General features: G+C 56.4%; 25 protein-coding genes. 2 read left to right on the forward strand and 23 right to left on the reverse strand.

Annotated features, from left to right (window positions below; all coding sequences use genetic code 11):
• Positions 1–119 precede the first annotated feature (119 nt).
• The 8 genes from ACFFT4_RS34380 to ACFFT4_RS34415 form a co-directional block, all read right to left on the reverse strand.
• Positions 120–785 carry a hypothetical protein gene (locus ACFFT4_RS34380; protein WP_378054247.1) on the reverse strand — a complete coding sequence of 222 codons (666 nt, stop codon included), beginning with the start codon at positions 783–785 and terminating at the stop codon, positions 120–122.
• A 660-nt stretch (positions 786–1,445) separates the two neighbouring features.
• Complete coding sequence (mnhG, locus tag ACFFT4_RS34385; protein WP_378054249.1) at positions 1,446–1,829, reverse strand: monovalent cation/H(+) antiporter subunit G; 384 nt, start codon at positions 1,827–1,829, stop codon at positions 1,446–1,448.
• Positions 1,807–2,091, reverse strand: a complete 285-nt coding sequence (locus ACFFT4_RS34390; protein WP_378054251.1) for a Na(+)/H(+) antiporter subunit F1 — start codon at positions 2,089–2,091, stop codon at positions 1,807–1,809. The genes mnhG and ACFFT4_RS34390 overlap by 23 nt, the downstream gene beginning before the upstream one ends.
• Positions 2,091–2,564, reverse strand: coding sequence for a Na+/H+ antiporter subunit E (locus ACFFT4_RS34395; RefSeq protein ID WP_378054253.1), 474 nt, complete (start codon positions 2,562–2,564; stop codon positions 2,091–2,093). Before ACFFT4_RS34395 ends, ACFFT4_RS34390 begins: the two co-directional genes overlap by 1 nt.
• Positions 2,565–2,621: 57 nt before the next feature.
• A complete protein-coding gene (locus ACFFT4_RS34400; RefSeq protein WP_378054255.1) occupies positions 2,622–4,097 on the reverse strand; it encodes a Na+/H+ antiporter subunit D in 1,476 nt (491 codons plus the stop codon).
• Positions 4,090–4,428 carry a Na(+)/H(+) antiporter subunit C gene (locus ACFFT4_RS34405; RefSeq protein ID WP_378054257.1) on the reverse strand — a complete coding sequence of 113 codons (339 nt, stop codon included), beginning with the start codon at positions 4,426–4,428 and terminating at the stop codon, positions 4,090–4,092. The genes ACFFT4_RS34400 and ACFFT4_RS34405 overlap by 8 nt, the downstream gene beginning before the upstream one ends.
• 1 nt (position 4,429) lies before the next feature.
• On the reverse strand, positions 4,430–4,852 hold the full coding sequence (locus ACFFT4_RS34410; RefSeq protein WP_378054259.1) for a Na(+)/H(+) antiporter subunit B: 423 nt from the start codon (positions 4,850–4,852) through the stop codon (positions 4,430–4,432).
• Positions 4,849–7,242, reverse strand: coding sequence for a Na+/H+ antiporter subunit A (locus ACFFT4_RS34415; protein WP_378054261.1), 2,394 nt, complete (start codon positions 7,240–7,242; stop codon positions 4,849–4,851). The genes ACFFT4_RS34410 and ACFFT4_RS34415 overlap by 4 nt, the downstream gene beginning before the upstream one ends.
• Positions 7,243–7,544: 302 nt before the next feature.
• Here ACFFT4_RS34415 and ACFFT4_RS34420 point away from each other — a divergent pair, with 302 nt between their 5' ends.
• Positions 7,545–8,204 carry an adenine nucleotide alpha hydrolase family protein gene (locus tag ACFFT4_RS34420; protein WP_378054491.1) on the forward strand — a complete coding sequence of 220 codons (660 nt, stop codon included), beginning with the start codon at positions 7,545–7,547 and terminating at the stop codon, positions 8,202–8,204.
• A 93-nt stretch (positions 8,205–8,297) separates the two neighbouring features.
• On the opposite strand, the gene ACFFT4_RS34425 is transcribed toward ACFFT4_RS34420, so the two are convergent.
• Both ACFFT4_RS34425 and ACFFT4_RS34430 read right to left on the reverse strand, forming a co-directional pair.
• Entirely contained in the window at positions 8,298–8,519 is a 222-nt protein-coding gene (locus tag ACFFT4_RS34425; protein ID WP_378054263.1) for a hypothetical protein, read from the reverse strand.
• 146 nt (positions 8,520–8,665) lie between these two features.
• Positions 8,666–10,057: a class I SAM-dependent rRNA methyltransferase gene (locus tag ACFFT4_RS34430; RefSeq protein ID WP_378054265.1), complete on the reverse strand. Its 1,392-nt coding sequence runs from the start codon at positions 10,055–10,057 to the stop codon at positions 8,666–8,668.
• A 102-nt stretch (positions 10,058–10,159) separates the two neighbouring features.
• Here ACFFT4_RS34430 and ACFFT4_RS34435 point away from each other — a divergent pair, with 102 nt between their 5' ends.
• Positions 10,160–11,140: a Na/Pi cotransporter family protein gene (locus ACFFT4_RS34435; protein ID WP_378054267.1), complete on the forward strand. Its 981-nt coding sequence runs from the start codon at positions 10,160–10,162 to the stop codon at positions 11,138–11,140.
• Positions 11,141–11,264: 124 nt separating this feature from the next.
• Here ACFFT4_RS34435 and mtaB read toward each other — a convergent pair whose 3' ends face one another.
• From mtaB to lepA, 13 genes are all read right to left on the reverse strand, one after another.
• Positions 11,265–12,611 carry a tRNA (N(6)-L-threonylcarbamoyladenosine(37)-C(2))-methylthiotransferase MtaB gene (gene mtaB, locus ACFFT4_RS34440; protein ID WP_378054269.1) on the reverse strand — a complete coding sequence of 449 codons (1,347 nt, stop codon included), beginning with the start codon at positions 12,609–12,611 and terminating at the stop codon, positions 11,265–11,267.
• Positions 12,604–13,386 (reverse strand): 16S rRNA (uracil(1498)-N(3))-methyltransferase, encoded by a 783-nt coding sequence (locus tag ACFFT4_RS34445; RefSeq protein ID WP_378054271.1) that lies wholly within the window; start codon positions 13,384–13,386, stop codon positions 12,604–12,606. The genes mtaB and ACFFT4_RS34445 overlap by 8 nt, the downstream gene beginning before the upstream one ends.
• 149 nt (positions 13,387–13,535) lie before the next feature.
• Entirely contained in the window at positions 13,536–14,198 is a 663-nt protein-coding gene (locus ACFFT4_RS34450; protein WP_378054273.1) for a site-2 protease family protein, read from the reverse strand.
• Complete coding sequence (prmA, locus tag ACFFT4_RS34455) at positions 14,195–15,187, reverse strand: 50S ribosomal protein L11 methyltransferase (RefSeq protein WP_378054275.1); 993 nt, start codon at positions 15,185–15,187, stop codon at positions 14,195–14,197. The genes ACFFT4_RS34450 and prmA overlap by 4 nt, the downstream gene beginning before the upstream one ends.
• Positions 15,188–15,844: 657 nt before the next feature.
• The gene (locus tag ACFFT4_RS34460) at positions 15,845–16,120 is read right to left on the reverse strand and encodes a hypothetical protein (RefSeq protein WP_378054277.1); all 276 of its coding nucleotides are present in this window, start codon (positions 16,118–16,120) and stop codon (positions 15,845–15,847) included.
• A gap of 5 nt (positions 16,121–16,125) precedes the next feature.
• Positions 16,126–16,269, reverse strand: a complete 144-nt coding sequence (locus ACFFT4_RS34465; protein ID WP_378054279.1) for a YfhD family protein — start codon at positions 16,267–16,269, stop codon at positions 16,126–16,128.
• A gap of 178 nt (positions 16,270–16,447) precedes the next feature.
• Positions 16,448–17,578, reverse strand: a complete 1,131-nt coding sequence (gene dnaJ, locus ACFFT4_RS34470; RefSeq protein ID WP_378054281.1) for a molecular chaperone DnaJ — start codon at positions 17,576–17,578, stop codon at positions 16,448–16,450.
• An 89-nt stretch (positions 17,579–17,667) separates the two neighbouring features.
• Positions 17,668–19,515, reverse strand: a complete 1,848-nt coding sequence (dnaK, locus tag ACFFT4_RS34475) for a molecular chaperone DnaK (RefSeq protein WP_378054283.1) — start codon at positions 19,513–19,515, stop codon at positions 17,668–17,670.
• A gap of 65 nt (positions 19,516–19,580) precedes the next feature.
• Entirely contained in the window at positions 19,581–20,174 is a 594-nt protein-coding gene (grpE, locus tag ACFFT4_RS34480) for a nucleotide exchange factor GrpE (RefSeq protein WP_378054285.1), read from the reverse strand.
• 52 nt (positions 20,175–20,226) lie between these two features.
• Positions 20,227–21,252 carry a heat-inducible transcriptional repressor HrcA gene (hrcA, locus tag ACFFT4_RS34485; RefSeq protein WP_378054288.1) on the reverse strand — a complete coding sequence of 342 codons (1,026 nt, stop codon included), beginning with the start codon at positions 21,250–21,252 and terminating at the stop codon, positions 20,227–20,229.
• A gap of 133 nt (positions 21,253–21,385) precedes the next feature.
• A complete protein-coding gene (locus ACFFT4_RS34490) occupies positions 21,386–21,892 on the reverse strand; it encodes an N-acetyltransferase (protein ID WP_378054290.1) in 507 nt (168 codons plus the stop codon).
• A 77-nt stretch (positions 21,893–21,969) separates the two neighbouring features.
• Positions 21,970–23,169, reverse strand: a complete 1,200-nt coding sequence (gene hemW / locus ACFFT4_RS34495) for a radical SAM family heme chaperone HemW (protein WP_378054292.1) — start codon at positions 23,167–23,169, stop codon at positions 21,970–21,972.
• Between the two features lie 85 nt (positions 23,170–23,254).
• On the reverse strand, positions 23,255–25,072 hold the full coding sequence (gene lepA, locus ACFFT4_RS34500) for a translation elongation factor 4 (RefSeq protein ID WP_378054294.1): 1,818 nt from the start codon (positions 25,070–25,072) through the stop codon (positions 23,255–23,257).
• Positions 25,073–25,173 lie beyond the last annotated feature (101 nt).

Below are 25,173 nucleotides of genomic sequence, written 5' to 3' on the forward strand. Positions count from 1 at the left end.
GTTGAGTATTGTAACATATTTGAGAAATAGAATAGCAACATACGACCTCCCCGTTTTGAAGCCTCCGGCTAAAGAGCAACAGGGAAAACGAGAATATTATAGTTGCATTCTTTTCATTTTCATAAATTCTCCTCTGCAACAATGTTGTTTTGTTTGCAAACACCTTCGGGATTACAAAATGTTATTTTTTTATTTTCATTAAATGTAATTGATATGTAATTGTCTCGACCTGCTTCAAGAACCGTTAATCGTGTATTTTTCAAAGGTAAGTTATGTACTAAATTGATGATTTCTGATTGGCTGATTTTCTCATTTGTTTGTTTTTCCAAAAAAATATAAGTGGTTTCGGAGGAATGTAAATTTGAATATAGATTGCTTTCATCAAAATCCACTTCGTATGGCAGTTCATTCTCGGCAATTAGATTCATCATTTGAATAACATTCTGATTTACTTTCTTCTTCGCCGACTTAATCTGTATCTCTTCTGAAATTGAATGAGAATAATTAATAAGGGTCGGAGTAAAAAATATCAAAAGAATGCCCAGAAAAATACTGCCGGACAGAAGCTTTTCACTAATTTTTAATAATACCCTAAATACAAATACGTAAATACCAAGCAAAATAATAAATAGCAGTCCCGATAATGCCGCTGCAGATACATCTTTCTCAAACACATAAAACCCGCTGCTGCCGCTGTCCGACAAGGCCAGAAGCATGACAATAAAACTACCTGTCAAGCCATAGAAAACAACAAGACCAACAATAAATAACAACCACTTTTTCATATGAAATACTCCTTATAGAGTCATGAACATTATTCTAGGCGCTAATTCTTCCCTAATAATCGACTAAAATAGAGGGAGCAAGAACTACAAAAATCACATAAAAGAAGAGATTAATATAATAGAGCGGATGCCTCATCTTTCGGAAAGCCCATATACAAAAGCCAACAACGGTTACAAATATCAAAAGCAATAAAAACAGCGATAGTGTAAATACGGAGAGGTCTTGGGTCGGCCACCTGGCATTGCTCGCTGTAAAAAGCATCGTGCCAAATAGATAAACCGTAAAAAAGCCCAGAAAAGCGCTGATTGGCCAACATAAAATGGGGATCATATGCTTTAAAAATTTATGCCTTAACCATTTTATTCCCGGCCTGCTGACCGTTGTCCTCATCGCTTTTTGTCTCTCCTCGTTTTTCTCATTCTCTCTACTAACGTTACCACTTTCCCTACTCTTATGGATGTAAATTCTAGTTAAAGTTTAAACCAAAAACGCCAAGGTCGCCCTCAGCGTTTACTTGCTCCAACTTTATAATTCCACTTTCACACGCTATCCCGTTCCTTCGAAACTAGCCGTCAGCCTCGACTGCCCAGCCCCATTGCGCCACGCATCCAAGCTTCCTTATATCCCTTCCATCGATGTCCCTTACGTCCAAGCTTCCCTTACGTCCCCTCCGACCGAGCTTCCTGTTTCTTCGCCCGTTCCAGGTCCTCGGCCAGCTCGTCCTTGACGCTGGAATCCGCCAGCTTGACGCCGAAACGGTAAGCGGAGCGGACGATCAGGTGTCCGGTTACGGGCGCGGTCAGGAAGACGAACACGATGCCGAGCAGCAGCCGCACGCTGAAATAATCGTCGACGAACAGGAAGTGAATGAACGTCCCGAGCAAAATAAACAGGATGCCCAGCGTAATGCTCTTGGTGGCGGCGTGCGAGCGATTGTAGACGTCCGGGAGCCGAATGAAGCCCAGCGAACTCAGCGCGTTCAGCAGCGTTCCGATCAGGATCATCACAAGCACGATCGTTTCAATGATTTCTTTTCCGCTCAACGACGACCCCCCTCTCCAGAAACTTGCACAGCGCGACCGTGCTCAGAAACGCCAAAATGCCGATCAGCAAAATCGTTTCCAAATAAGCGTGAGAATTAAGCAAAATGGACAGGACGGCCACGATCCCGATAACATTGTAGCCGATCGAATCGAGCGCCAGAATGCGATCGGGCAAGGACGGCCCCTTGATCACGCGATACAAGGCGATCACGATGGACACCGTAAGCAGAAACATCGACAACTTGAGCAGCAGATCGAACATCAGCGCATCACCTCGATAATGACATCCTCCAGCTTGTTTTTCGTATTCAAGACGGATTGTTTCGTTTTTAGATCCATCGCATGGACGTACAAAATTCCTTCCTCCTGGGCGATCTCCATCACGACGGAGCCCGGCGTAAGCGTCAGCAGATTCACGAGCATGGCCAGCTCCCAATCCGTCTTCAGCTTCGTCTCCATCTTGAAGATGCCCGGCTGAATGTTCAGCCTCGGCCGGATCACCTGGCCGATCACGACGATGCTCGACAGGATCAGGTCGATGCCGAACAAATAGATCAGCTTAAGGATGGCCCCGAGCTTTCTGCCATAGAAAGGCGTCGGAAAAAACCTTCGAAACGAAAAGATAATAAAAAATCCAAGAATGAAGCCGATCGTGAACGTAAGCGCGCTCCACTTGTCGTGCAGCAGCATCCACACCATGGCGATCAGCAGGTTCAGCAAAATTTGCATCGTCATTGTTCATCACTTCCTTCTTCAGCGATATCTGCTGTCCTCGGAGGTTGCATACACGCCCTAGGACAATACCGCCTCGATGTACAGCGTCGGATTCACGAGCGGCTCGACGGCCTGCCGGACGTAAGACAGAATCTCCTCGGCGCCCAGGCCGAATCCGATGACGAGAGCGGCCAGAATCACGCCCGGAAGCAGCGCGCCCTTGCCCGTCGACTTCTCTTCCCCTTCGCTCAGCAGCGTCTCTCCCCAGAAGCTATGGATGAATACCTTCATTCCCGAATACAGAACGAGCAGACTGGACAGCAGGCCAAGGACGACCAGCACGAAAGATCGCACTTCGACGCCGCCCTGGAGTATCATCACTTTGCCGACAAAGCCGCTAAGCGGCGGAACGCCCGCAAGCGCCAGCGCGGACAGGAAGAACAGCCAGCCGAGAGCCGGGCGGAAGCGGATCAGACCGCTGATCTCGCGAAGCCTGTCGGTGCCGGCGATGCTGACGATCGCTCCCCCGAGAATAAAAATCAAAGCTTTGGCGATCATATCGTGAATCAAATAATAGACGGTCCCGCTCAGGGAGGCTTCGGTCGCGACGCCGACCCCGAACAAAATAAAGCCGACCGACACGATGACGTTGTAGGCAAGAATTTGCCTGATTCGCCAATAAGCGATCGCCCCCATCGCTCCCAAAATCATCGTCAGCGCGGCAAGCCACAAAATGATTTCGTGCGTGATTTGCGGCTGATGGGGGAAAATCAGCGTAAACGTGCGGATAATGCAATAGATGCCCACCTTGGTCAGCAGCGCGGCGAACAAGGCGGCGATCGGGGCCGGCGGCGCGCTGTAGGAGCCCGGAAGCCAGAAGAAAAGGAACAGCCCCGATTTCAGCCCGAATACGGCGAGAAACAGCAAGGAGATCGTCGTCGCCAGCCCGTCCTGTCCGAGTTCCGCGATGCGCTGCGCGATGTGCGCCATGTTAAGCGTCCCCGTAATCGAGTACAGGTAAGCGATGGCGACGACGAACAGGCTGGAGGCGATAATATTGATGACGATATACTTGATCGTCTCCCGCAGCTGCACCCGCCCTCCGCCCAGGCTGAGCAGCACGTAGGAAGCCAGCAGCATCACTTCGAAAAAGACGAACAGGTTAAACATATCGCCGGTCAGGAATGAGCCGTTAACCCCGCACAGCAGGATCATCATCAGCGGGAAGGCGTAATTTCGTTTGCGCTCGTCGTCCAGCGCGTAGAAGGCGTACAGCAGACAAGCCAGCGTTACGACGGAGGAGATGGTCACCAGGATGGCCGCCAGCATGTCTGCGACAAGCGGAATGCCGTAAGGAGCGTCCCAGCCGCCCGCGTGCAGCACCAGAATGCCGTTCCTGGACACGGTCCGCGCGAGGAACGCCGACGCGCCCAGCGTAGCCAGCGTCCCGACGGCCGCCAGCCCCATCTGAAGCCGAAGCCGGTAGCGTACGAAAAACAACAGAATGCCGAACAGCAATGGCGTAACGATCGGCAACACGGCCAGATTATTCATGATCTTGTCCCCTTAACTGCTCCACATCGTCCGTGCCGTGCTCTTTGTAAGTCCGGTACGCCAATACGAGAGAGAATGCGGTAAGCGAAAAGCTGATGACGATGGAAGTCAGAATCAGCGCCTGCGGCACGGGATCGGTATAGCTCTCCGCTTCCTCCCCGAGCAGCGGCGCCGCGCCGCGCTTCAGCCCATTGATCGCCATGAGCATAATATGAACGCCATGCGTAAATAACGACATCCCCATAATGATGCGCAGGAGAGATTTGCTTAAGATCAGATAAGTTCCCGTCGTGAACAGAACGCCGGCGGTAATCGTCATTAAAGTTTCCATATTACGTATCCTCGCTAATGCTTCTTATTATCGTCATTGTCGTTCCGACCACGGCCAGGTAGACGCCGATATCGAACACCATGGCGGTGCCGATGCCCGTTTTGCCCAGAAGCGGCAGGTTAACGTACCGGTACACTTGCGTCAGGAACGGCTCGTTCGCCACGATGGACCCGATCCCCGTCGCGACGGCCAGCAGGACGCCGATCGCTCCGACGATTTTGAAGTCCACGGGAATGATTTCCTGAATCGTTTCCGCGTCGAACGCGATGTAGAGCAGCATCAGCGCCGACGCGGTAATCAAGCCGCCGATAAATCCCCCTCCGGGGTTATGGTGTCCCGCGAACAGAATATAGATCGAGAAGGTCATAATGATAAAGACAAGCACCTTGGCGGCCGTCTGCAAAATCAAATCCGAAAACTTCATCGCTTTTCCCTCCTCGACCTGCGGAGATTAATCAGCGTATAGACGCCTATGCCCGCGATAAACAGGACGACGCTCTCCAGCATCGTATCGAAGGCGCGAAAATCGACGAGAATCGCGTTAACCATATTGCGGGCTCCGGAAAGCTCGTACGAGTTCAGGAAGAAGTACGAGATCGGCTTAAACGGATTCGTGCTCTGGGCCGAAATGCCGATCAAGGTGAACACCGCGCCGACGCCGACCGAAATGACCAGGTTGGACACCTTCACGCGAATTCGCACGATCTCCTTCTTCAGCTTAGGGAGGAAATAGAAGCACAGCAGGAACAAAGCGGTCGTGATCGTCTCGACGACAAGCTGAGTGAGGGCCAGATCGGGCGCCCGGAAAATGACAAACAGCAGCGAGACCAGGTAGCCTACCGCGCCCACCGCGATGATGGACGTTAATCTGGAGTTGACGAACAGGACGAATCCGGCCGAGACCGCAATGGAGACGGCAAGCAAATATTCGTACGGTTCGATGGCCGAATGCGTGCCCTGGTCGATGGCGAACGCCTGTTGAAGCACGAACGAGCCTCCGACGACGACGATGACGAACGTAAAAATGTAGCTGAGATAGCTGTGCAGATTACCGTTCATGTAGAAGTTCGTGATCCGGGCGGACAGACGCTCCGCGCCGGTCAAGCCTTTGTCGTACAGATGGTTGAAATCGAATTTGCGCGGTAAATTGTAATAAATATCGGCCCATTTTTTATAGGTTTTGTACAGCAGCACACCCATGACGATAATTCCGCCGGTCATGAACAGCTCGGCATTGAAGCCGTGCCAGGCTTTGATATGGACCTCGAACACTTCGCCCGGCTGCAGCAGGCTCGGCAATACGGAACGCATCGCGGGCTCCAGCAAGGAATAGGAGATGATATCGGGAAAGAAAAAGATCAGAAGCACGAGCGCCGCCAGCAGGATCGGCGAGACCAGCATGCCGATAGGCGCTTCGTGCGGCTTCTTGTCCAGGCGTTCCGGACGATAGGTGCCCGTAAACGTCTTGAATACGAAAATCAGGCAGTAGACGAACGTGAACACACTGGCGAGCCATGCGACGATCGGCAGCAGGACAACCCATTGGTCGATATGGCGGTAAGCCGTCAGCACCCCGGTGAAAAACATCTCCTTGCTCAGGAAGCCGCTGAACGGCGGCAGACCGGCCATCGACAAGCCGCCGATGATCGTCAGCGAGAACGATACGGGCATTAGGCTGAGCAAGCCGCCCAGCTTGCGGATATCGCGGGTGCCCGTCTCATGGTCCAGGATGCCGACGACCATGAAGAGAGAGCCCTTGAAGATGGAATGGTTGAACAGATGGAAGACGGCCGCCAGGATGGCGCCGGAAAACAGCATTGCCTGCGCCTCGTAAGCCGCGCTTAACGACAGGGAGCCGATGCCAAGCAGAGACATGATCAGTCCGAGCTGGCTGACGGTCGAGTACGCCAGCAGCGCCTTCAAATCGAACTGGCGAACGGCCATGAACGCGCCCCAGAACAAGGTGACGATTCCGACGATCGTAATGATCCAGAACCAGCTCATCTGTCCTCCGAAGATCGGGGTCATGCGGGCGACCAAATAGACGCCGGCTTTTACCATCGTGGCCGAGTGCAAATAAGCGCTGATCGGCGTAGGAGCCTCCATGGCGTCCGGAAGCCAGATGTGGAACGGAAACTGCGCCGACTTCGTAAACGCGCCGAGCAGCACCAGCAGCATCGCCGGAAGGAACAGCGAATCGTTCATGATCGCATCCTTCATGCCGACGATCTCGCGGATGCTGAACGTCCCCGCCGCCGAGCCCAGCATCAGGAAGCCGAGCAGCATCGCGAATCCGCCCGACACGGTGATGAGCATCGCCTTTTGCGCGCCGTAGCGGGATCTTTTTCTCTGGTACCAATACGCGATCAACAGGAAGGACGATACGCTTGTCGCCTCCCAGAACACATACAGCGCCATGAGATTGTCGGACAATACGATTCCGAGCATCGCGCCCATAAATACGAGCAAATAAATATAAAAATGATGTAACGCTTCCCGATCCTTGGACATGTAATGAATAGAATAGAAAATAACCAAGGTGCCGATGCCCGTTATGATGAGAGCGAACAGCATGGACAATCCGTCCAGATGCAAATCGAAGCGAATGCCTAACGAGGGAATCCAGGATAAGGATTGAAACAACGGGGCCGAACCGGCTTGAAGCGGAAATTGGGCGGCAAAATAAACGAACAGCAGCATAGGAACGATAATGACGAACCAGCCCGTATGTATGCGCGGCATTTTTTTAAAGAATAGAGGCACGAAGACGGTGTACAGAAAAGGAAGCAGTACGGCAAAATGCAACAACGACAACTTGGAACCTCCCATTTGTACTATGATTTATGAGACTGTCCGCGGAAACGGCCGGCCGACGGGTCAGCTCGCGGTTTTCCTTGAACATGGGTCTTATTATCCTCCCGAATCCATTATTGATTCATGTAAAAGCGGGCAAATCTATAACAGCAACCGCATTAGTAACAGTATACACTATACGAATTGACAGAACCAAACAAAAAATGTACGCTGGAGTCAATGTCCGGCTGACGCGCTGTTTCTGGACGTCGCCGGCGTTAAAAGTTTATACGAGGTGAATCGTTAAATTGAAGAACGGAAGAATGGATGAGAGCATTCTCGTTTGCGTCTATTACGGCCCAAATGGAGAGAGATTGATCCGCCGAGGCGGCAAGCTCGCCAACATGCTGGACTGTCCTTTCTACGTACTGACCGTAGACCCGCTTCCAGAAGACGAAATGGATATCGAGAAAATTCATTTTATTGAAAAATGGAAAGAGTTGGCGCAGGAGCACGGCGCCGAACAATTTATAATAAAATACAACGAATCCCGCCCCATCGCCAAAGTCATCGGGGAAGTGGCCAGGAAAAACAATATTACGCAGCTCATTATCGGACAAACCGCCCAAAGCCGCTGGAAGGAAATTACGAAGGGCTCCTTTATCAATATCCTGCTGAACGAAATTCCGTTCGTCGATCTTCACATCATCTCCGTCTCCAGGGAGCTCAATCGCGACGGTTTTTTCGAGAAAGGGGTACGAGCCTACCTCAAGGAGGATCACGCAGGGTACAGACTTTGCTTTAACCATACGCAGAGCGACGTCTACGAGGGCATCTTCTACAAGGAAGTCGGCACCGACTTCAACAACGGCGTCTTTAAGTTCATGGTCAACAACTGCATGATGGAAGTGCAGGTCGTGGACGACTACGTCAGGGACTTCGAGAAACAGACCGCCGCCCCTCAAGGGAGCGCCAAGGAATAGACAAAGAATCGCCCCGTCCTCCGCGGAGGAACGAGGCGATTCTTTTTTTTATCGATCTATGCGGCTGATGCGGCTTGCGTCGCCGTCATGAAATCATGAAATATTCATGTACCACTTCGTGCCGTCGTCGTACTTAAAAATGGCGGCATCCGACCATAGCTCGATATAGCTGACGTGCTTCCAGCGGCGGCGGAACTCCAGATCGTCCACCATCGCCCGAATCCGCGTGTTAAAGCGGCTTCGGCTGCTTGACGTCTTCGCTCGGTTTTCGAGCGGAACCGCCCGCTTGCCGAACAGGATTACATCGTGCACCATGTTCAACCCTCCCGTTGCGTTGCCTCTTGTTCAAGCATAAATCGGAGGCGTTAGGAATGTTCCCGAAACGGCATAAGTTCATCCGGCGATTTGCTAACAATTCCTTAACAATTGGCGGGGAAGATCGTCATGCGCGACAAAACGCTCTACAGCCCCTTGCGGCTGCGCACCTCGAAAATGCCGAATTTCAAATAATGGCCTTCCTCCATGCCGGCGAGCTGGGGATGATCCTTGCCGGCTCCTCTCCATTCGACGCGGCGGAGAATTTTGCCCGCGTCCTTGGCCGCCTCCTGGATCGTCTCCAGGAACGAATCCGGCCGGACGTGGTACGAGCAGCTCGCCGTTACCAGATATCCGCCTTCGTTCAGCAGCTTCATCGCATGCAGGTTAATGTCTTTATAGCCGCGCCGGGCGGCTTCGACCGCACGCTTCGTCTTGGCGAAGGCCGGAGGATCGAGAATGATGACGTCCCAGGTCCGCCCTTCCGAGACGAGCGGCTTGGACGTGTCCACCTTGGCGCCGGAGGCCTTGGCGTTGGCTCTCGCCTGACGCTCGTCGCGGCCCGCGACCTGCTGGCGCAAATACTCGAAGGCGTCCGCCGCGACGAACTCCACGCGATCGGAGAAGCCGTTGATTTCGACGTTATGCCGGGCGGTCTGCAGCGCATGCTCGGAAATGTCGAGGCAGGTCGCCTTCTTCGCGCCGTACGCGCACGCGTGAAGCGTAAAGCTGCCCGTATGCGCGAAGCATTCCAGCACCGTGGCGCCGTCCCAGTACGGGAACGTCACGACGTTGCCCTTGTCGTTCACCGGCTGCAGCCGCTTGACGCCTTCCTCCGTTTCCGTCTCCGCCAGCTTGATGCCGCTGCGCGCGCCCCAGCCGAGCATCAGCGGCCGAATGGACGCCCGGTTCTCCCGCTGGTCGAAGAAATAGCCGGTTTTCTGTCCGCCCTCGATATCCACCTGGACGCGAAGCCCGTTCTCCTCGATCTCGACATGTCTCGGACATTCGCCGTACAGAACGCCCGTCCGTTCCTCCAGCCCCTCGAGCGTCCGTACGCCCACGTCGCTGCGCTCGTATACGCCTTGCGGCTCGAACGTCGCGATCAGCGCGGGCAGCCACGCTTCCTTCGCGAGCTCCATGCCAAGCGTCAGCACCTGCACGACCAGCACGCCGCCGAAGCGATCGACGACAAGCCCGGGCAGGAAATCCGCCTCCCCGTACACGAGCCGGCACGAGTCGTCCGCTCCGACAAAACGCCGGCGGTAGGCCAGGGCGCGTTCGAACCGGCTGCGGAAAAATGCCTCGTCCATTCGCTCCAGCGGGCCGTAGGCGACGAGACGAACCGTAATTTGCGATACCGGGTTCCAGTATCCGGTGCCGAGCGGCTGCCCTCGGTGGTCCTTCACTTCAACCAGCTGTCCGGGCGTCGGCTCCCCTTCCATCTTGGCGATCTCGTTGGCGTAAACCCACGGATGACCCTCTTCCAGACGGGGCCTCCTGCTTTTATTTAACCATACTGACGCTTGATTACTCATTGGCCAACCACTCCTTGTCCGATCCTGAACTTGTCCTCATGCCGCATCGGTCGATCATAAACTTGTCCTCATGCCGCATAGGGTTAATGGGGGGTGCATAACATGTTTGCTGAACTGATCGTCCCGTCCTTGCTCGGGTTCGCGCTGCTGCTGTCCGGCATGAAGGTCATGGAAGCCTCGTTGGAGCGTTGGGCGGGGCATCGGCTCGTCTCGTGGGTATCCAAATCCACTTCGACGCCGCTTAGAGGCTTCGCCGTAGGCACGGCCGCGTCCGCGCTCCTGCAGAGCAGCACCGCCGTCACCGTGCTGACGATCGGCTTCGTCAATGCCGGATGGCTGACGTTCTCCCGCAGCTTCGGCATCATTCTCGGCACGAACGTCGGCACCTGCTTTACGACCGAGCTCATGAGCCTGCAGCTGCACAAATACGGCATTTATTTTCTGGCCTTCGGTACCGCCGGGTGGCTCGTCTCCTTCGCCGTCAACGAGATGCGCGACGCCGCGGCCGCCCCCCGGCGCATCGTGAGCCTGCGCTACGTCTCCGTTGCCGCAAGCGGCTTCGGCCTGCTCCTCGTCGGCTTCAAGCTGCTTCAGAGCATCGGGCCGGCCCTACGGGAGAACGGCTACTTCGAAACGATGATGCGCCATACGTACGATAACTTGATGTGGGGCGTCCTGGGCGGCGCCGCCATTACCGCGCTCGTCCATTCCAGCTCGGCGGTGATCGCCATGTGCATGGGACTTGCGGCCGCCGGGGCGATCTCTCCCGAAGCCGGCATTGCCATCGTCCTCGGCGCCAACGTCGGCACCTGCTTCACGGGACTGGTCGCCTCGCTCGGCGGGGGCGCCGGCGGACGATTCGTCGCCCTGGCGCAGCTGGCGCTGAACGTCGGCGGCGCCGCCTTGTTCTATCCGCTGATCGGCGCGCTTCACGGAGCGGCCGCCTGGATCGCGCCCGGCGATCCGTCCGCCCAGATCGCCCACGCTCAGACGATCTTTAACGTACTCTGCTCCATGATCGCTCTGCCGTTCGCCTACATCCCCTTCCGGAGACGCGGCGCTTCCGACCCGACCTCCGCCTGAGCGCGCACCGCATGCATACTCCTTCTCCGCCTCGTGTCCCTTCTCCTATGTACGTCAAAAAGATTTCACCGCAAGGCGGAAGCCAGCGCCTGCCTCACGGTGAAATCTTCGGTTCCGACTGCGATTAAGCTTGCATGGCTACCGGTCTGGAGTCGGCATCCAGCACCTCGAGCAGCTCGCCGCGGCACTCGTTCACGCCGGATTCCGTCACCCGGACGCGGCACAGCTTGCCGATGAGGGACGAATCTCCGCGGAACTCGACCTGCAAGTAGTTGTCCGTATAGCCGGAGATCGTGCCGTTGCTTGCGCTCTTGGCGCCGCGCTCCGGAATGACCTCAAGCGTCTTGCCGACCCATTCGCGGCTGTACTCGGCCTGCATCCGTTCGGACAAGTCGATCAGTTGGTGCACGCGCTCGTGCTTGACGTCCTCGTCGACCTGGCCGTCCATCCGCGCGGCCGGGGTGCCGGTCCGCTTCGAATACGGAAACACGTGCATTTCCGCGAATTTCATCTGCTCCATGAACCGGAAGCCGTTCTCGAACTGCTCCTGGGTTTCTCCCGGGAAACCGACGATGACGTCGGTCGTGATCGCGACGCCCGGCATCGCTTTTTGGATCAGGCGAATTTTTTCCGCGTACTCCGCGGTCGTATATTTGCGGCGCATTCTCTTCAGAATGTCGTCGTGGCCCGCCTGCAGCGGAATGTGCAGATGGCGGCACATTTTGCGCGAGCTGTTCAGAATCGCGATCACCTTCTCGTCGATCTGGCTCGCTTCGATTGAGCTGATGCGAATGCGCTCCAGGCCGTCGATCTGATCGAGATCGGCCAGCAGATTGGCCAGGCGGTAGTTTTCCAGATCGTCGCCGTAGCCGCCGGTATGGATGCCGGTCAGGACAACTTCCTTATAGCCGGCCGCGACAAGCTGGCGCGCCTGCTCCAGCACGCTGTCCGGCTTGCGGCTGCGGGACAAGCCGCGGGACCACGGGATGATGCAGAATGTGCAGAAGTTGTTGCAGCCTTCCTGGATTTTCAGGAACGCGCGCGTCTTCTCCGTGAAGCTCGGCACGTCCAGCTCCTCGAACTCCCGCGTCTTCATAATGTTGCGAACGGCGTTCACCGGCTTGCGATCGCTCTGGATATCCGAGACGAACGTCATCAGCTTCTCGCGGTCCTGCGTGCCGATGACGAGATCGACGCCCGGAATCGCCATAATTTCCGCGGGCGAGGTTTGGGCGTAGCAGCCCGTCACCGCGATGACGGCGTCCGGATTGCGGCGCACGGCGCGGCGAATGATCTGGCGGCTCTTCTTGTCGCCGGTATTCGTCACCGTACACGTATTGATCAAATAGACGTCCGCCGTCTGCTCGAAGTCGACCTGCTCGTACCCTTCGTTCTTGAACAGCTGCCAGATCGCTTCGGTATCGTAAAAATTGACTTTGCATCCCAGGGTATAAAATGCCACGCTAGGCATCGTTGATTCCTCCCAACTCTCCGGACTCGTAAGCGAGACAAGCCAGCGCGTACAGCGCGGCCGTCTCCGTCCGCAATATTCTTCTGCCCAGGCCGATCGCCCGGGCTCCCGCGGCGATCGCCGCCTCCGCTTCCTCGGGAGCGAAGCCTCCCTCGGGGCCGACCACGACGAGCACGCTCGGCGCGCGCTCCTCCGGCTCTCTCTCTCTGCCGAAGGCGGCAAGCGCCTCCCTTAGGCCAACGCCGGAGCGGCCTTCCTCCTCGTAGCAGAGCAGCACCAGGTCGTACTCGGCGAACTTCTGCAGCAGGATCTTCCACGAGCTGACCGCGTCAATCCGCGGCACGACGCTGCGATGGCTCTGCTCCGCCGCCTCCTTGGCGATTTTCCGCCAGCGGTCGATGCGCTTCGCCTCCTTGCGCTCGTCGTATTGCACGACGGTGCGGCGCGACAAGAACGGCAGGAAAGCGGCAGCTCCCGCTTCCGTTCCTTTCTGAATGACCGTCTCCAGCTTGTCTCCCTTCGGCAGACTCTGGGCGACGTCGATCCTCCAGCGCATCTCTGCGGAACCGGCCAGCTCTTCGACGATTTCCGCCTCCACTTTATGCTTCTCCACGGAAACGATCCGCGCGACGACATCCCGGCCGCTGCCGTTGCAGGCTACGAAGCGGTCTCCCGGCTTCGCCCGCATGACGGCCGCCGCGTGACGCGCGTCGTCGCCCTCCAGCGTGACGGACCGCTCGTCCATCTGCGCCTCCGGCACGAAATAACGCTGCATCCCTCTTCTGCCTCCCGCTCGCTGAAAACTCCAACCTTCATCATACCGCTTTCGGGCTATTTTCGCCACCGTCGGTTCCCGGCTCATTCCGATCTCAGCCAGACCTCTGCCAGACCTCTGCTCAGTCCTAGCCCAGCATTATCCCGGCCTCAAAATATAAGCCCCAGCAGCCACTGCATCCCGTCCAATATCGGAGATTTCAGCTGCATCAGCCGTCCGATCGTCGCTTCCCGAAGCGGCGGAATAAAGACAATGATCAGGAAAGCAAAAGTAATCCACTGGCTGTTCTGCTGGATGGCCATCCTCGTTTTCAGGGACAGAAACTCCTCTACGATGCGATAACCGTCGAGCGGAGGCACCGGGAGCAGATTAAACAGAAACAGGGCCAGATTGATGTTCAGCCAATAGTTCAGGAAAGTAAGAATGTTATTGAAAAAATCCGTTGAAACCCGGTCAAACACGTTCATGACTCCGAGCAGGTAAAAGACGAACAACAGGAGGAAGGCCAGCAGCAGATTGCTGATCGGTCCCGCGGCCGTCACCAGGATATTCATCTGACGCGGCTTCTTGAACCGGCTCCGGCGGACCGGGACCGGCTTCGCCCAACCGAATCCGGCGACGACGAGAAACAGCATCCCGATCCAGTCCAGGTGGGATAGCGGATTCAAAGTAACCCGTCCTTCGCGATACGCCGTATCGTCTCCGAATTTCCACGCCGTCCAGGCATGGGCGAATTCATGCACGCTGAACGCGATCAGCATGATCAAGATGATGATCGGCAGGTGCTCGATCGGAAACCAGAAAAAGTTCACTCGACCTCCCCCTTCGGCTTGCCGGCGACGAACGCCACCCAGTCTTCCTGCCTCAGCACGTCGACGATTTCGAAGCCCGCGGCAAGCAGGCCCGCCTCGACGGCCTCTTCTTTATTTTTGAAAATACCGGACGCGATATACAGACCGCCCGGCTTCAGCACGTCCATCACATCGGCGATGAACAGCAAAATAATTTCGGCGAGAATGTTGGCGACGACAAGATCCGCCGGCGGCTTCACTCCGTCAGCCTCCCTAGCCCCCGCCTCGCTCTCGTTGAGCACGCCCAGCAAATCGCTGCGCCTCACCTCGATTACTTTATCGTAGCCGTTTAACTCCACGTTTTCCTGCGCGCATTTGACCGCTACCGGGTCCAGATCAAGTGCCAGCACCTTGGCGGCGCCCAGCTTCATCGCCCCAATCGCGAGCACACCGGAGCCGGTGCCGACGTCGATGATCCGCTCCCCTCCTTCGATTGCGCTTTCCAGCGCCTTCAGGCAGAGCTTCGTCGTCGGGTGCGTCCCCGTGCCGAAAGCCATTCCGGGATCGAGCTCGATGATGAGCTCGCCTTCCTTCTTCGGCTCGTACTCCTCCCACGTCGGCTTGATGACGAGCCGATCGGTAACGGCTACCGGCTTGAAATACTGCTTCCACGCGTTCGCCCAATCGTCCTCATGCACGGAGCCTACGTGGATCGTGAACTCCCCGGCGTCATAGCCGTATTCCGGCAGCCCTTCCAGCAGCGTCCTCAGCTCGGTTGCAATCGGTTCCATCTCGTAATCTTCCGAAAAATAAGCCTTATACAGCGCATAACCCGGACGTATATCATTCAGCGGCGTATCGTATACCTCGCCGTATTTCGTATCCCTCGGCTTATCCGGCGACCACGCTTCCTCGACCGATACGCCCCCTGCCCCCAGCTCCGTCAAATAATGCGTCACCATCTCCTGGGACGATTCCGTCGCCAGGACGGTCAATTCATGCCAGCGCAAATCCGTTCCTCTCCCTTATCGCAGCTCAATGAATCCCATTATACACGCACTGTTTTGCCGGATGCAAAAGAAACTCCTCATCTCGTCCCGCTCCCTCCCCATTCCTTATCCCCATTATCCCCTTCGCTCAGCTGCTCATCATTCCCTTCACCCTCTTCCGGGCTCCTTATCTCCACTATCCCGTTCGCTCAGCTGCTCGTCACTCTCTTAACCCTCTTCGTCGTTCCTTATCTCCACTATCCCGTTCGCTCAGCTGCCCGTTGCTCTCTTAACCCTCTTCGTGTTCCTTATCCCCATTATCCCATTCGCTCAGAAAACTTGGTCATAACACTAGGAACAGCGACTTTTCCTGAATGAAAGGGATATTGGCCAAAGGAGCGAGAATCGGCGTACTATCGCAGCAGTGTTCTGAGTGAGGGGGATAATGGCCAAAGGAGCGGGAAACGGCATACTATCGCAGCAGCATTCTGAGCGAGGGGGATAATGGCCAAAGGAGCGGGAAACGGCATACTATCGCAGCAGCATTCTGAGCGAGGGGGATAATGGCCAAAGGAGCGGGAAACGGCATACTAACGCAGCAGCATTCTGAACGAGGGGGATAGTGGAGGAAAAACGAAGGGCGCACCCTCAAGAGAGGAGCGCGCCCGATTCGATCGGTCAATATAATTCGCCGCCGGCTTGACGGATGACGGTGCGCGCCTGGTCGGCGGCTTCGGTCGGAATGAGGACGGAGAGCGTGAATTCGGAGGACGCGGAGGCACCGAGATCCGATCCGAATTCAGCCTCTTGACGTCCGTTGCCCGCCAAAGCCCCGGAAGCTCCGTCCGCCCGCTCCAGCCGAAAACGGTCGCCGCGAAGGAAGGACAGCTTCCGGATAACCGATTCGGCTTGGTCCTGGCTGGCGAACGCGGCTTGAAGTGACTGCATTTCCATTCGCGTCATTCCCCCTGCTCTTCGGCTGCGCGCCTATTTGCCGCTTCGGATCTCTCAAGCGCTTCTCTGTCTGCCTGATCCGCGAGCTCTTCCGAATATTCGACGTCTTCTTCCCTGGCGACCGGCAGATGTTTGCGTTCGTTCTCCATATACGATCTATCCCTCCTTGTCCGCCGCTTCGCAACAGCATGATTTCGCTTCGCAACAACATGCTTTCGCTTCGCGACAACTTGCTTTTCGCAATCTTTAATAGGTTCTTCCCCCGCCCCTCTGCTTATGCACGCAAAAAAAAGACCGCCAGCGCTAAGCTGTCGGCCGTCATTGCTCTTATTCTCCAAGAATCGCGCGCTTCATGCGCTCGAAAATATTTTTGCTCTGCTCATGCGTCGCTTCGCCGCTCTTGGAGGCAAACTCCCGCAGCAGCTCGCGCTGATCCTCGCTCAGATTGGTCGGGGTGACGATCGTTACCTTCACCTGCTGATCCCCTTGGCCATAGCCTCGCAGCTTCGGCACGCCTTTCCCCTTCAGCCGGAAATACGTACCGGTCTGCGTGCCAGGAGGAACCTTCAGCTTAACCTTCTCCGACAAGGTCGGAATTTCGATCTCGTCGCCCAGCGCCGCTTGCGTGAACGTCAGCGGAATCTCGCAATAAATATCGTCGCCTTCCCGCTCGAAGAAATCGTGAGATTTCACGCGCAGCACGATATAGAGATCGCCGGCAGGACCGCCCCGCTGGCCGGATTCGCCTTCGCCGCTAACCCGAAGCTGCGCTCCGTCGTCAACGCCCGCTGGGATTTTGACATGGATTTTGCGCTGCTTCTTCACTTGACCGCTGCCGCCGCAAGTGCCGCAGCGATCTTTGATGATTTTTCCCCGTCCCGAACACGCGGTGCAGGCGCGGCGGTTCACGATGCGTCCGAACGGCGTATTCTGCGCCACTTCCTGCTGGCCCGTGCCGTGACAGACGGAACAGGTTTCCGGCTTCGTTCCGGGCTTGGCGCCGTTGCCGTGGCAAGTGTCGCAGGTTTCGGTGCGCGGAATCGTGATGTCCATTTCTTTGCCGAATACCGCTTCCTTGAATTCGATCGTCATCGTGTACTGGAGATCGTTCCCCCGCTGGGGCGCGTTCGGATCTCTCCGCCCGCCGCCTCCGAAAAACATATCGAATATATCTCCAAAGCCGCCGCCGAAATCCGCTCCGCCAGCTCCGCCGCCGAAGCCGCCAAACCCGGCATTCGGGTCCTGGTGGCCGAACTGGTCGTAACGCGCGCGCGCCTGGTCGTCGCTCAGCACGTCATAAGCTTCCTTCACTTCTTTGAACTTCGCTTCGGCGTCAGGCGATTTGTTGACGTCGGGATGGTACTGCCGGGCCAGCTTGCGATAAGCTTTCTTCACGTCGTCTGCGGAGGCGTTCTTGGGAAGCTCCAGAATATCGTAATAATCTCTTTTGTCTGCCACTTCTCTCCACCTCCTCATGAAGGAAAGTCAAAGCGATTCCGCATCGCTGTGGAATCGGCTTTGACTTTCCGAATATGCGGCAATCCGAATTATTTCTTGTCTTCGTCTACGACCTCGTAGTCCGCGTCGACTACGTTGTCCTTGGCCGGTCCGGAACCGGAGCCTGCGTCCGTGTCCGCGCCTTGATCCGGCTGTGCTTGCTGAGCGGCTTGCTCGTAAAGCTTCACGGACAGCTGCTGAACGATCTCCGTCAGCTCTTCCGTCGCCTGCTTGATCTGTTCAAGGTTATCGGATGCGATCGCGCTTGTCAACTTCTCTTTCGCCGCGTTCGCTTTCTCGACTTCGCCCGCGTCGGCCTTGTCGCCGAGGTCCTTGATCGTTTTGTCGACGCTGTAGATCAACTGATCCGCGCTGTTCTTCGCTTCGACCAGCTCGCGGCGAGCTTTGTCCTCTTCCGCGTGCAATTCCGCTTCCTTCTGCATGCGTTCGATATCTTCCTTGCTCAAACCGCCGGAGGAAGTGATCGTGATCTTCTGGGTTTTGCCCGTGCCTTTGTCGAGCGCGGACACGTTAACAATACCGTTCGCGTCGATGTCGAACGTAACCTCGATCTGCGGCACGCCGCGAGGCGCCGGCGGAATTTCGCTCAGAACAAAACGTCCGAGCGTCTTGTTGTCCTTGGCCATCGCGCGTTCGCCTTGAAGCACGTGGATTTCGACCTGCGTCTGCATGTCGGCATAGGTCGAGAACACCTGCGACTTGCTCGTCGGGATCGTCGTGTTGCGGTCGATCATTTTCGTCAAGACGCCGCCTGCGGTTTCGATACCGAGCGACAGCGGAGTCACGTCGAGCAGAACGACGTCTTTAACTTCGCCCGTCAATACGCCGGCTTGAACCGCCGCGCCGAGCGCGACTACTTCATCCGGGTTAACGCCTTTGTGCGGCTCTTTGCCCGTCAATTTCTTGATCGCTTCCTGAACGGCAGGGATACGCGTGGAACCGCCGACCAGGACGACCTTGTCGATATCCGAAGCCGTCATGCCGGCATCGGACAACGCTTGGCGGGTAGGAGCCATCGTGCGCTCGACCAGGCTGGCCGTCAGCTCGTCGAACTTCGAGCGGCTCAGATTCAGCTCCAAGTGCTGCGGAACTCCGTCCACAACCGTGATGAACGGCAGGGAGATCGTCGTGGATACGACGCCGGACAGCTCCTTCTTCGCTTTCTCGGCCGCATCCTTCAGACGTTGGACGGCGGCTTTGTCCTTCAGCAGGTCGATGCCGTGCTCCTTATTGAATTCGCCGGACAGCCATTCCATAATGACTTGGTCGAAGTCGTCGCCGCCGAGGTGGTTGTCGCCGCTTGTCGCTTTAACTTCGAAGAAGCCGTCGCCCAGCTCCAAAATACTAACGTCGAACGTACCGCCGCCAAGGTCGAATACGAGAATCGTTTGATCCTCTTGTTTCTCGAAGCCGTACGCAAGCGCGGCTGCGGTCGGCTCGTTGACGATCCGCAGCACTTCAAGGCCTGCGATGTTGCCGGCATCCTTCGTCGCTTGACGCTGGCTGTCGTTAAAGTATGCGGGAACGGTAATAACCGCTTGCGTTACCGTTTGACCTAAGTATGCCTCTGCGTCTGCTTTCAGCTTCTGCAAAATGATCGCGGAAATTTCCGGAGCGGAATACGCTTTGTCGTCGATCGTTTCCTTGTGAGTGGAGCCCATATGCCGCTTGATCGAACTAACGGTGCGGTCCGGGTTCGTGATCGCTTGTCGCTTCGCCGTCTCGCCTACGACCCGTTCCCCGTCTTTCTTGAAGCCAACGACGGACGGGGTTGTGCGATTGCCTTCCGCGTTGGGGATGACGACGGCTTCCCCGCCCTCCATGACCGCGACGCACGAGTTTGTCGTACCGAGGTCGATTCCGATTACTTTGCTCATATCTGTATGTTCCTCCTTTGTTATAAGTGCACGATCGACTTCCTTCTCGATCGAAGGAAGTCTCGCTAGCCGCTGACTTTGACCATCGCGTGACGTATGACTTTATCTTTAAGCATATACCCGGTTTGAACGACTTCGACGACGGTTCCTTCCTCGTACTCGTCGCTCTCTACCCGCATAATCGCCTGGTGCAGTTCCGGATCGAACGGCTGTCCTACGGCTTCCATTTGTTTAAGGCCTTCCGCTTCCATCACTTGGGACAGCTGGCGGAAAATCATGTCCACGCCTTTGACGAAAGAATCCGTCCCGCCCGACTGATCGCCCGCTTGAAGCGCCCGATCGAAGTTATCGAGAACGGGCAGCAATTGCGTGATCAGCTTCATCGACGCATACTGGGCCAATTCTTCCTTTTCCTTCTGCGTACGTCTGCGGAAGTTGTCGAAATCGGCCTGAGCGCGCAAATAACGAGTTTGGTGCTCGTCCGCCAATCGCTCCAGCTCGGCGATGCGATCGCTCTCGCCGTCCGTCGTTTCCCCGGCTTGCGGCTCATCGCCGGAAACGTTCGAATCGTTCGTTTCTTCGGTGATGTTTTCCTGTTCCAAAACCTCTTCCTGACGCTCATCCATGTTAGCAGACTCCTTCGTATCCTTCGTACTCATGTACGATTCACCTCCTTACCGTGCCTCCCGGTTTCGGGGGCTATGCAACCTTTTATTTATGCCAGCGGGACATCAACTGGGCGATATCCTTGGATAAATAATCAAGCAAGCCGATCACTTTCGCGTACTCCATCCGGGTCGGTCCCAGAATGCCGATCGTGCCGAGCGACTGTCCGTCGAACGAATACGTCGCGGTAATCAAGCTGCAATGATTGATGGCTTCATGGGCATTCTCCGTCCCGATCTTCACCTGGATCCCTCCGGGATTGGCTTGGAACAGCTGGACGATCAGCGGCGTTTCCTCGAGCATTCCCAGGATCGACTTCACCTTGTCGACATCCTTGAACTCCGGCTGCATCAGCATGTTGGCAGCGCCGCTCAGATACACCTTCGGCTCCTGCTTGTCGTCGATCGTCTGCTCCAGCAGCGCGAGGATCTCCTCGAACCGCTCGACGTAGCGGCTAAGCTCCTTGGCCACCTCGTTGTGCAGGGCGGACTTGACCTTGAAGAACGGCACTCCGGCCAGCTTGTCGTTGAGCAAATTGACGGTTCTCGTCATATCGTCCATCGAGATGCCTTCCGGAATGGAAATCGTCCGATGCTCGACATGCCCCGTGTTCGTCACGATAATCGCGACGGCGGAATTATCCGAGAGAGGAACGAACTGAAAATGCTTCAGCGTCGTGTTGAACGTCTCCGGCCCCAGCACGATCGAAGTGTAATTCGTCATCTGGGACAGAATCGTTGCCGCATGCTCGATAATGCCTTCCCAATGCAACATTTTCTCCGCGAAAAAAGAACGAATCATCCGTGCGTCCCGGTCCCCGATTGCGCCCAGGGTGACGAGATGATCCACATAGTAACGGTAGCCTTTAATGGAAGGAATTCGGCCTGCCGAAGTATGCGGCTGCTCAAGCAGCCCCATCTCCTCCAGATCCGCCATCTCGTTGCGGATGGTCGCGGGACTGAAAGTGACATCCCCGCGCTTGGAGATACTGCGAGAGCCGATCGGCTCCGCGGAACGAATATAATCGTCGACAATCGCGTTCAGGATCATGCGTTGGCGTTCGCTCAGCATCCGAATCTCCTCCTTAAAATGGCTTCCCGTCATCGTTAGCACTCAATTACGACGAGTGCTAAAGGCTATTACAAAAATACCAAACCGAAGGCGGTCGTGTCAAGGACGTTCCCGCTCGATTTGGCATCGTCGCTTACATTTGGGCGAAACTGATCTCCTCGTTCTTCTCGGCCGGCTCGATGATCCGTACGACGGCGATTTCGTCGCAGCATTCCTGCTTCGGGCAGTTGACGCAATCCGTCCATACTTTCTCGGGAAAAATCTCCTTGTCGACGATCCGGAATCCGTTCTTCTGAAAAAACGCCGCCTCGTACGTGAGCGCCATTACTTTCGGAATGCCCTGCAGCTTGGCTTCCGCGATCAGCGCGTCGACGAGCTTGCTGCCGACCCCCTGGCCTTTATACCCGTCGGCAATGCCCAGCGAACGAATCTCGACGAGGTCGCTGCCAAGACGGCACAGCGAGCCGCACCCGATCAGCCGTTCTCCGTCCAGGGCAACGATAAACGTATCGATGTTCCGGGTCAACGCCTCGCGCGACCTGGGCAGCATAATTCCTTGGGCGGCATAACCCTGTATAAGTTCGTAAAGCGCCTCTACGTCTTCCTTTAGCGCCGGGCGGCAGACGACCGACATAACCATTCCTTCTCTCATCCAATGAATAATGTATGTATAAATATACAACATCTCATCGGATCCCTCAAGAGACATTTAGAAGATCAGACGAACGCTCCGAATACCTCGTTGCCGAGCAGCACGCCGCGCGGAGTGAGCCGATAGCCCCGCTCTCGCTCCGTGCGCTCCAGCAAGCCCTGATCGACGAGCCTGGCCAGCTCCCGGCCGTATATCCGTTCCAGGTCGGCCCCGTCGAACTGCTTGGCGAAAGCGGCCTGAGTCACGCCCTCCCGCAGCCGCAGGCCGACCATCATGAAGTCGCCCATCGCTTCCTCCGCGCTGACGCCGCTGCGCTCAAGCCGCGGAAGCTGGCGGTTGGCCGCGTCGATGTACGGCTGCACGCCTTTAATGTTGACATGGCGCTGCCCCAAAGCGTAACCGTGGGCTCCGGCGCCCAGCCCGTAATACGGCTCGTTGTGCCAGTAGACCGTATTGTGCCGGCTCTCGGAGCCCGGCCGCGCGAAATTGCTGATCTCGTAATGCCGGTACCCCGCTCCGCTCAGCCTTTCGATCAGGTACTCGTACATCGCCACTTCTTCCTCTTCCTCGGGCAAGGGCAGCTCGTCCCGCTGGTACAGACGGTAGAACAGCGTATTTTCCTCCACCTTCAGCCCGTACAGGGAATAGTGTGGCAAGTCGAGCTCCAGCGCCTTGTTGACGCTGTCCTGAAGCTGGGCGAGCGTCTGGTTCGGCAGACCGAACATCAGATCGATCGACAGATTCGCAAATCCGGCCGCCTTGGCGTTGGCGATGCTCTGCACGACGTCCTGCGCGGCATGAATTCTCCCGATTCTCTCCAGCAAGCCGTTGTCGAACGTCTGCGCGCCGAAGCTGATCCGGTTCACGCCGCCGTCGCGCATCGCGGCAAGCTTCTCCATGTCCGTCGTGCCCGGATTGGCTTCCATCGTAAATTCGGCATCGGCCGCAAGCGGAAAATGCCTTCTTACCGCCTCCAGAAACCGACTCATCTGCGAAGGCGTCAGCACGGTCGGCGTCCCCCCGCCTACGAATACGGTATCGATCGCGGTCGGGGACAGCTCGGCAACGGTCAGCCTCATCTCGTTTTCAAGCGCGTCCAAATACGCGTCGATCGGCTGGCCTGCGGCGACGTAGGAGTTAAAATCGCAATAAAAGCATTTGTTCGTGCAAAAAGGAATATGGATGTACAGCGCACTCGGCGTCCACCGGTGCAGCGGCGGCACGCCATTCGCCGGTTCGGCGGATTCCGCGCAATTGCTGCTCATAGATTTCACCCCGCTTATCGTTCTTGTTGCCCTTCACGTTAACTTCAATAGAGAAAAGCGGGCCGCAGCCCGCTTCCCCGTATTTTTAATCCTCGTCCAGCTTCAGCACCGCCATGAACGCTTCCTGCGGAACCTCGACGTTGCCGACCTGCTTCATCCGCTTCTTGCCTTCCTTCTGCTTGTCGAGCAGCTTCCGCTTACGCGAGATGTCGCCGCCGTAACATTTGGCCAGCACGTTTTTGCGCATCGCCTTGATCGTCTCGCGGGAGACGATCTTCTGGCCGACCGCCGCCTGAATCGGCACCTCGAACATCTGGCGCGGAATGAGCTCCTTCAGCTTCTCGCAGATGACTCGCCCGCGGTTGTAGGCGCGGTCCCTGTGCACGATAAACGAAAGCGCGTCCACCTTCTCGGCGTTGAGCAAAATATCCATTTTGACCAGGGACGATTGCCGGTAGCCGATCAGTTCGTAGTCGAACGAGGCGTAGCCCTTCGTGCTCGACTTGAGCTGGTCAAAGAAATCGTAGACGATCTCCGCCAGCGGCACATTGTACTGAATCGTAACGCGGTTCGTGTCCAAATACTGCATATCGATGAATTCACCGCGCTTGCCCTGGCACAACTCCATAATTGCGCCGACGAAATCGTTCGGAACGATAATCGACGCCTTGACGAAGGGTTCCTCGACGAAGTCGATTTTGGCGGAATCGGGGTAATCGGCCGGATTGGAAATCTCCTGCACTTCGCCGCTTGTCAGCGTCACCCGATAAATAACGCTCGGCGCGGTCGTAATGAGCGGAATGTTGAACTCCCGCTCGATTCTCTCTTGAATGATCTCCATGTGCAGCATGCCCAGAAAGCCGCAGCGAAAGCCGAAGCCAAGCGCCTGGGACGATTCGGGCTCATAGCGCAGCGAAGCGTCGTTCAGCTCCAGCTTCTCCAGCGCGTCCCGCAGGTCGTTGTAATCCGTCGAATCGATCGGATACATCCCGCAGAACACCATCGGGTTAATGCTTCGATAGCCCGCGAGCGGCTCGGGGGTCGGATTCTTCGCATCGGTAATCGTATCCCCGACCCGCGTATCCTTCACGTTCTTGATCGAAGCGCTGACGAAGCCAACGTCTCCCGGTCCCAGCTCGGTTACCGCCGTCGGACGGGGCATAAACGTGCCGACCTCGACGACTTCGAACTGCGCGCCCGTCGCCATGAACTTCATGCGCGTGCCGGCCTTGATCGTGCCGTCAATGACGCGAATGGAGCAGACGACGCCTTTATATGCATCGTAATGGGAATCGAAAATGAGCGCCTTCAGCGGCTTGTCGCGATCTCCTTGCGGAGGCGGAACCTGCTTGACGACCTGCTCCAGAATTTCGCGAATGCCGATCCCGTTCTTCGCGGACGCCAGCACCGCGTCGCTCGCATCGAGACCGATCACGTCCTCGATCTCTTGCTTGACGCGATCGGGCTCCGCACTGGGCAAGTCGATCTTGTTGATGACCGGAACGATCTCCAGATTGTTGTCCAGTGCCAGATACACGTTGGCCAGCGTCTGCGCCTCGATGCCCTGCGCCGCGTCGACGACGAGAATCGCGCCTTCGCATGCGGCCAAACTGCGCGATACCTCGTACGTAAAGTCGACATGGCCCGGCGTATCGATCAGGTGCAGCAAATACGTCTCTCCGTCGTCGGCCTTATACAGCAGCCGCACCGCCGTCATCTTGATCGTAATGCCGCGCTCGCGCTCCAGGTCCATCGAGTCCAGCACTTGCTCCTGCATTTCCCGCGAGGTCAGAGCCCCGGTATATTCCAAAATGCGGTCGGCCAACGTCGATTTGCCGTGGTCGATGTGCGCGATAATGCAAAAATTGCGGATGTTGCTTTGTTTGATGGACAGTTCTGCCATTCCAATGAGTACCTCCAGCCGGTTCCATAACGTCGAATGACGATCAATTCATTATAACAGCGTACGCCGCTCTCATCAATGAGCGCGGCGGCAGCTTGACG

This window comes from Cohnella cellulosilytica (genome assembly GCF_042431195.1).
In the GTDB taxonomy this organism is placed as follows: domain Bacteria; phylum Bacillota; class Bacilli; order Paenibacillales; family Paenibacillaceae; genus Cohnella; species Cohnella cellulosilytica.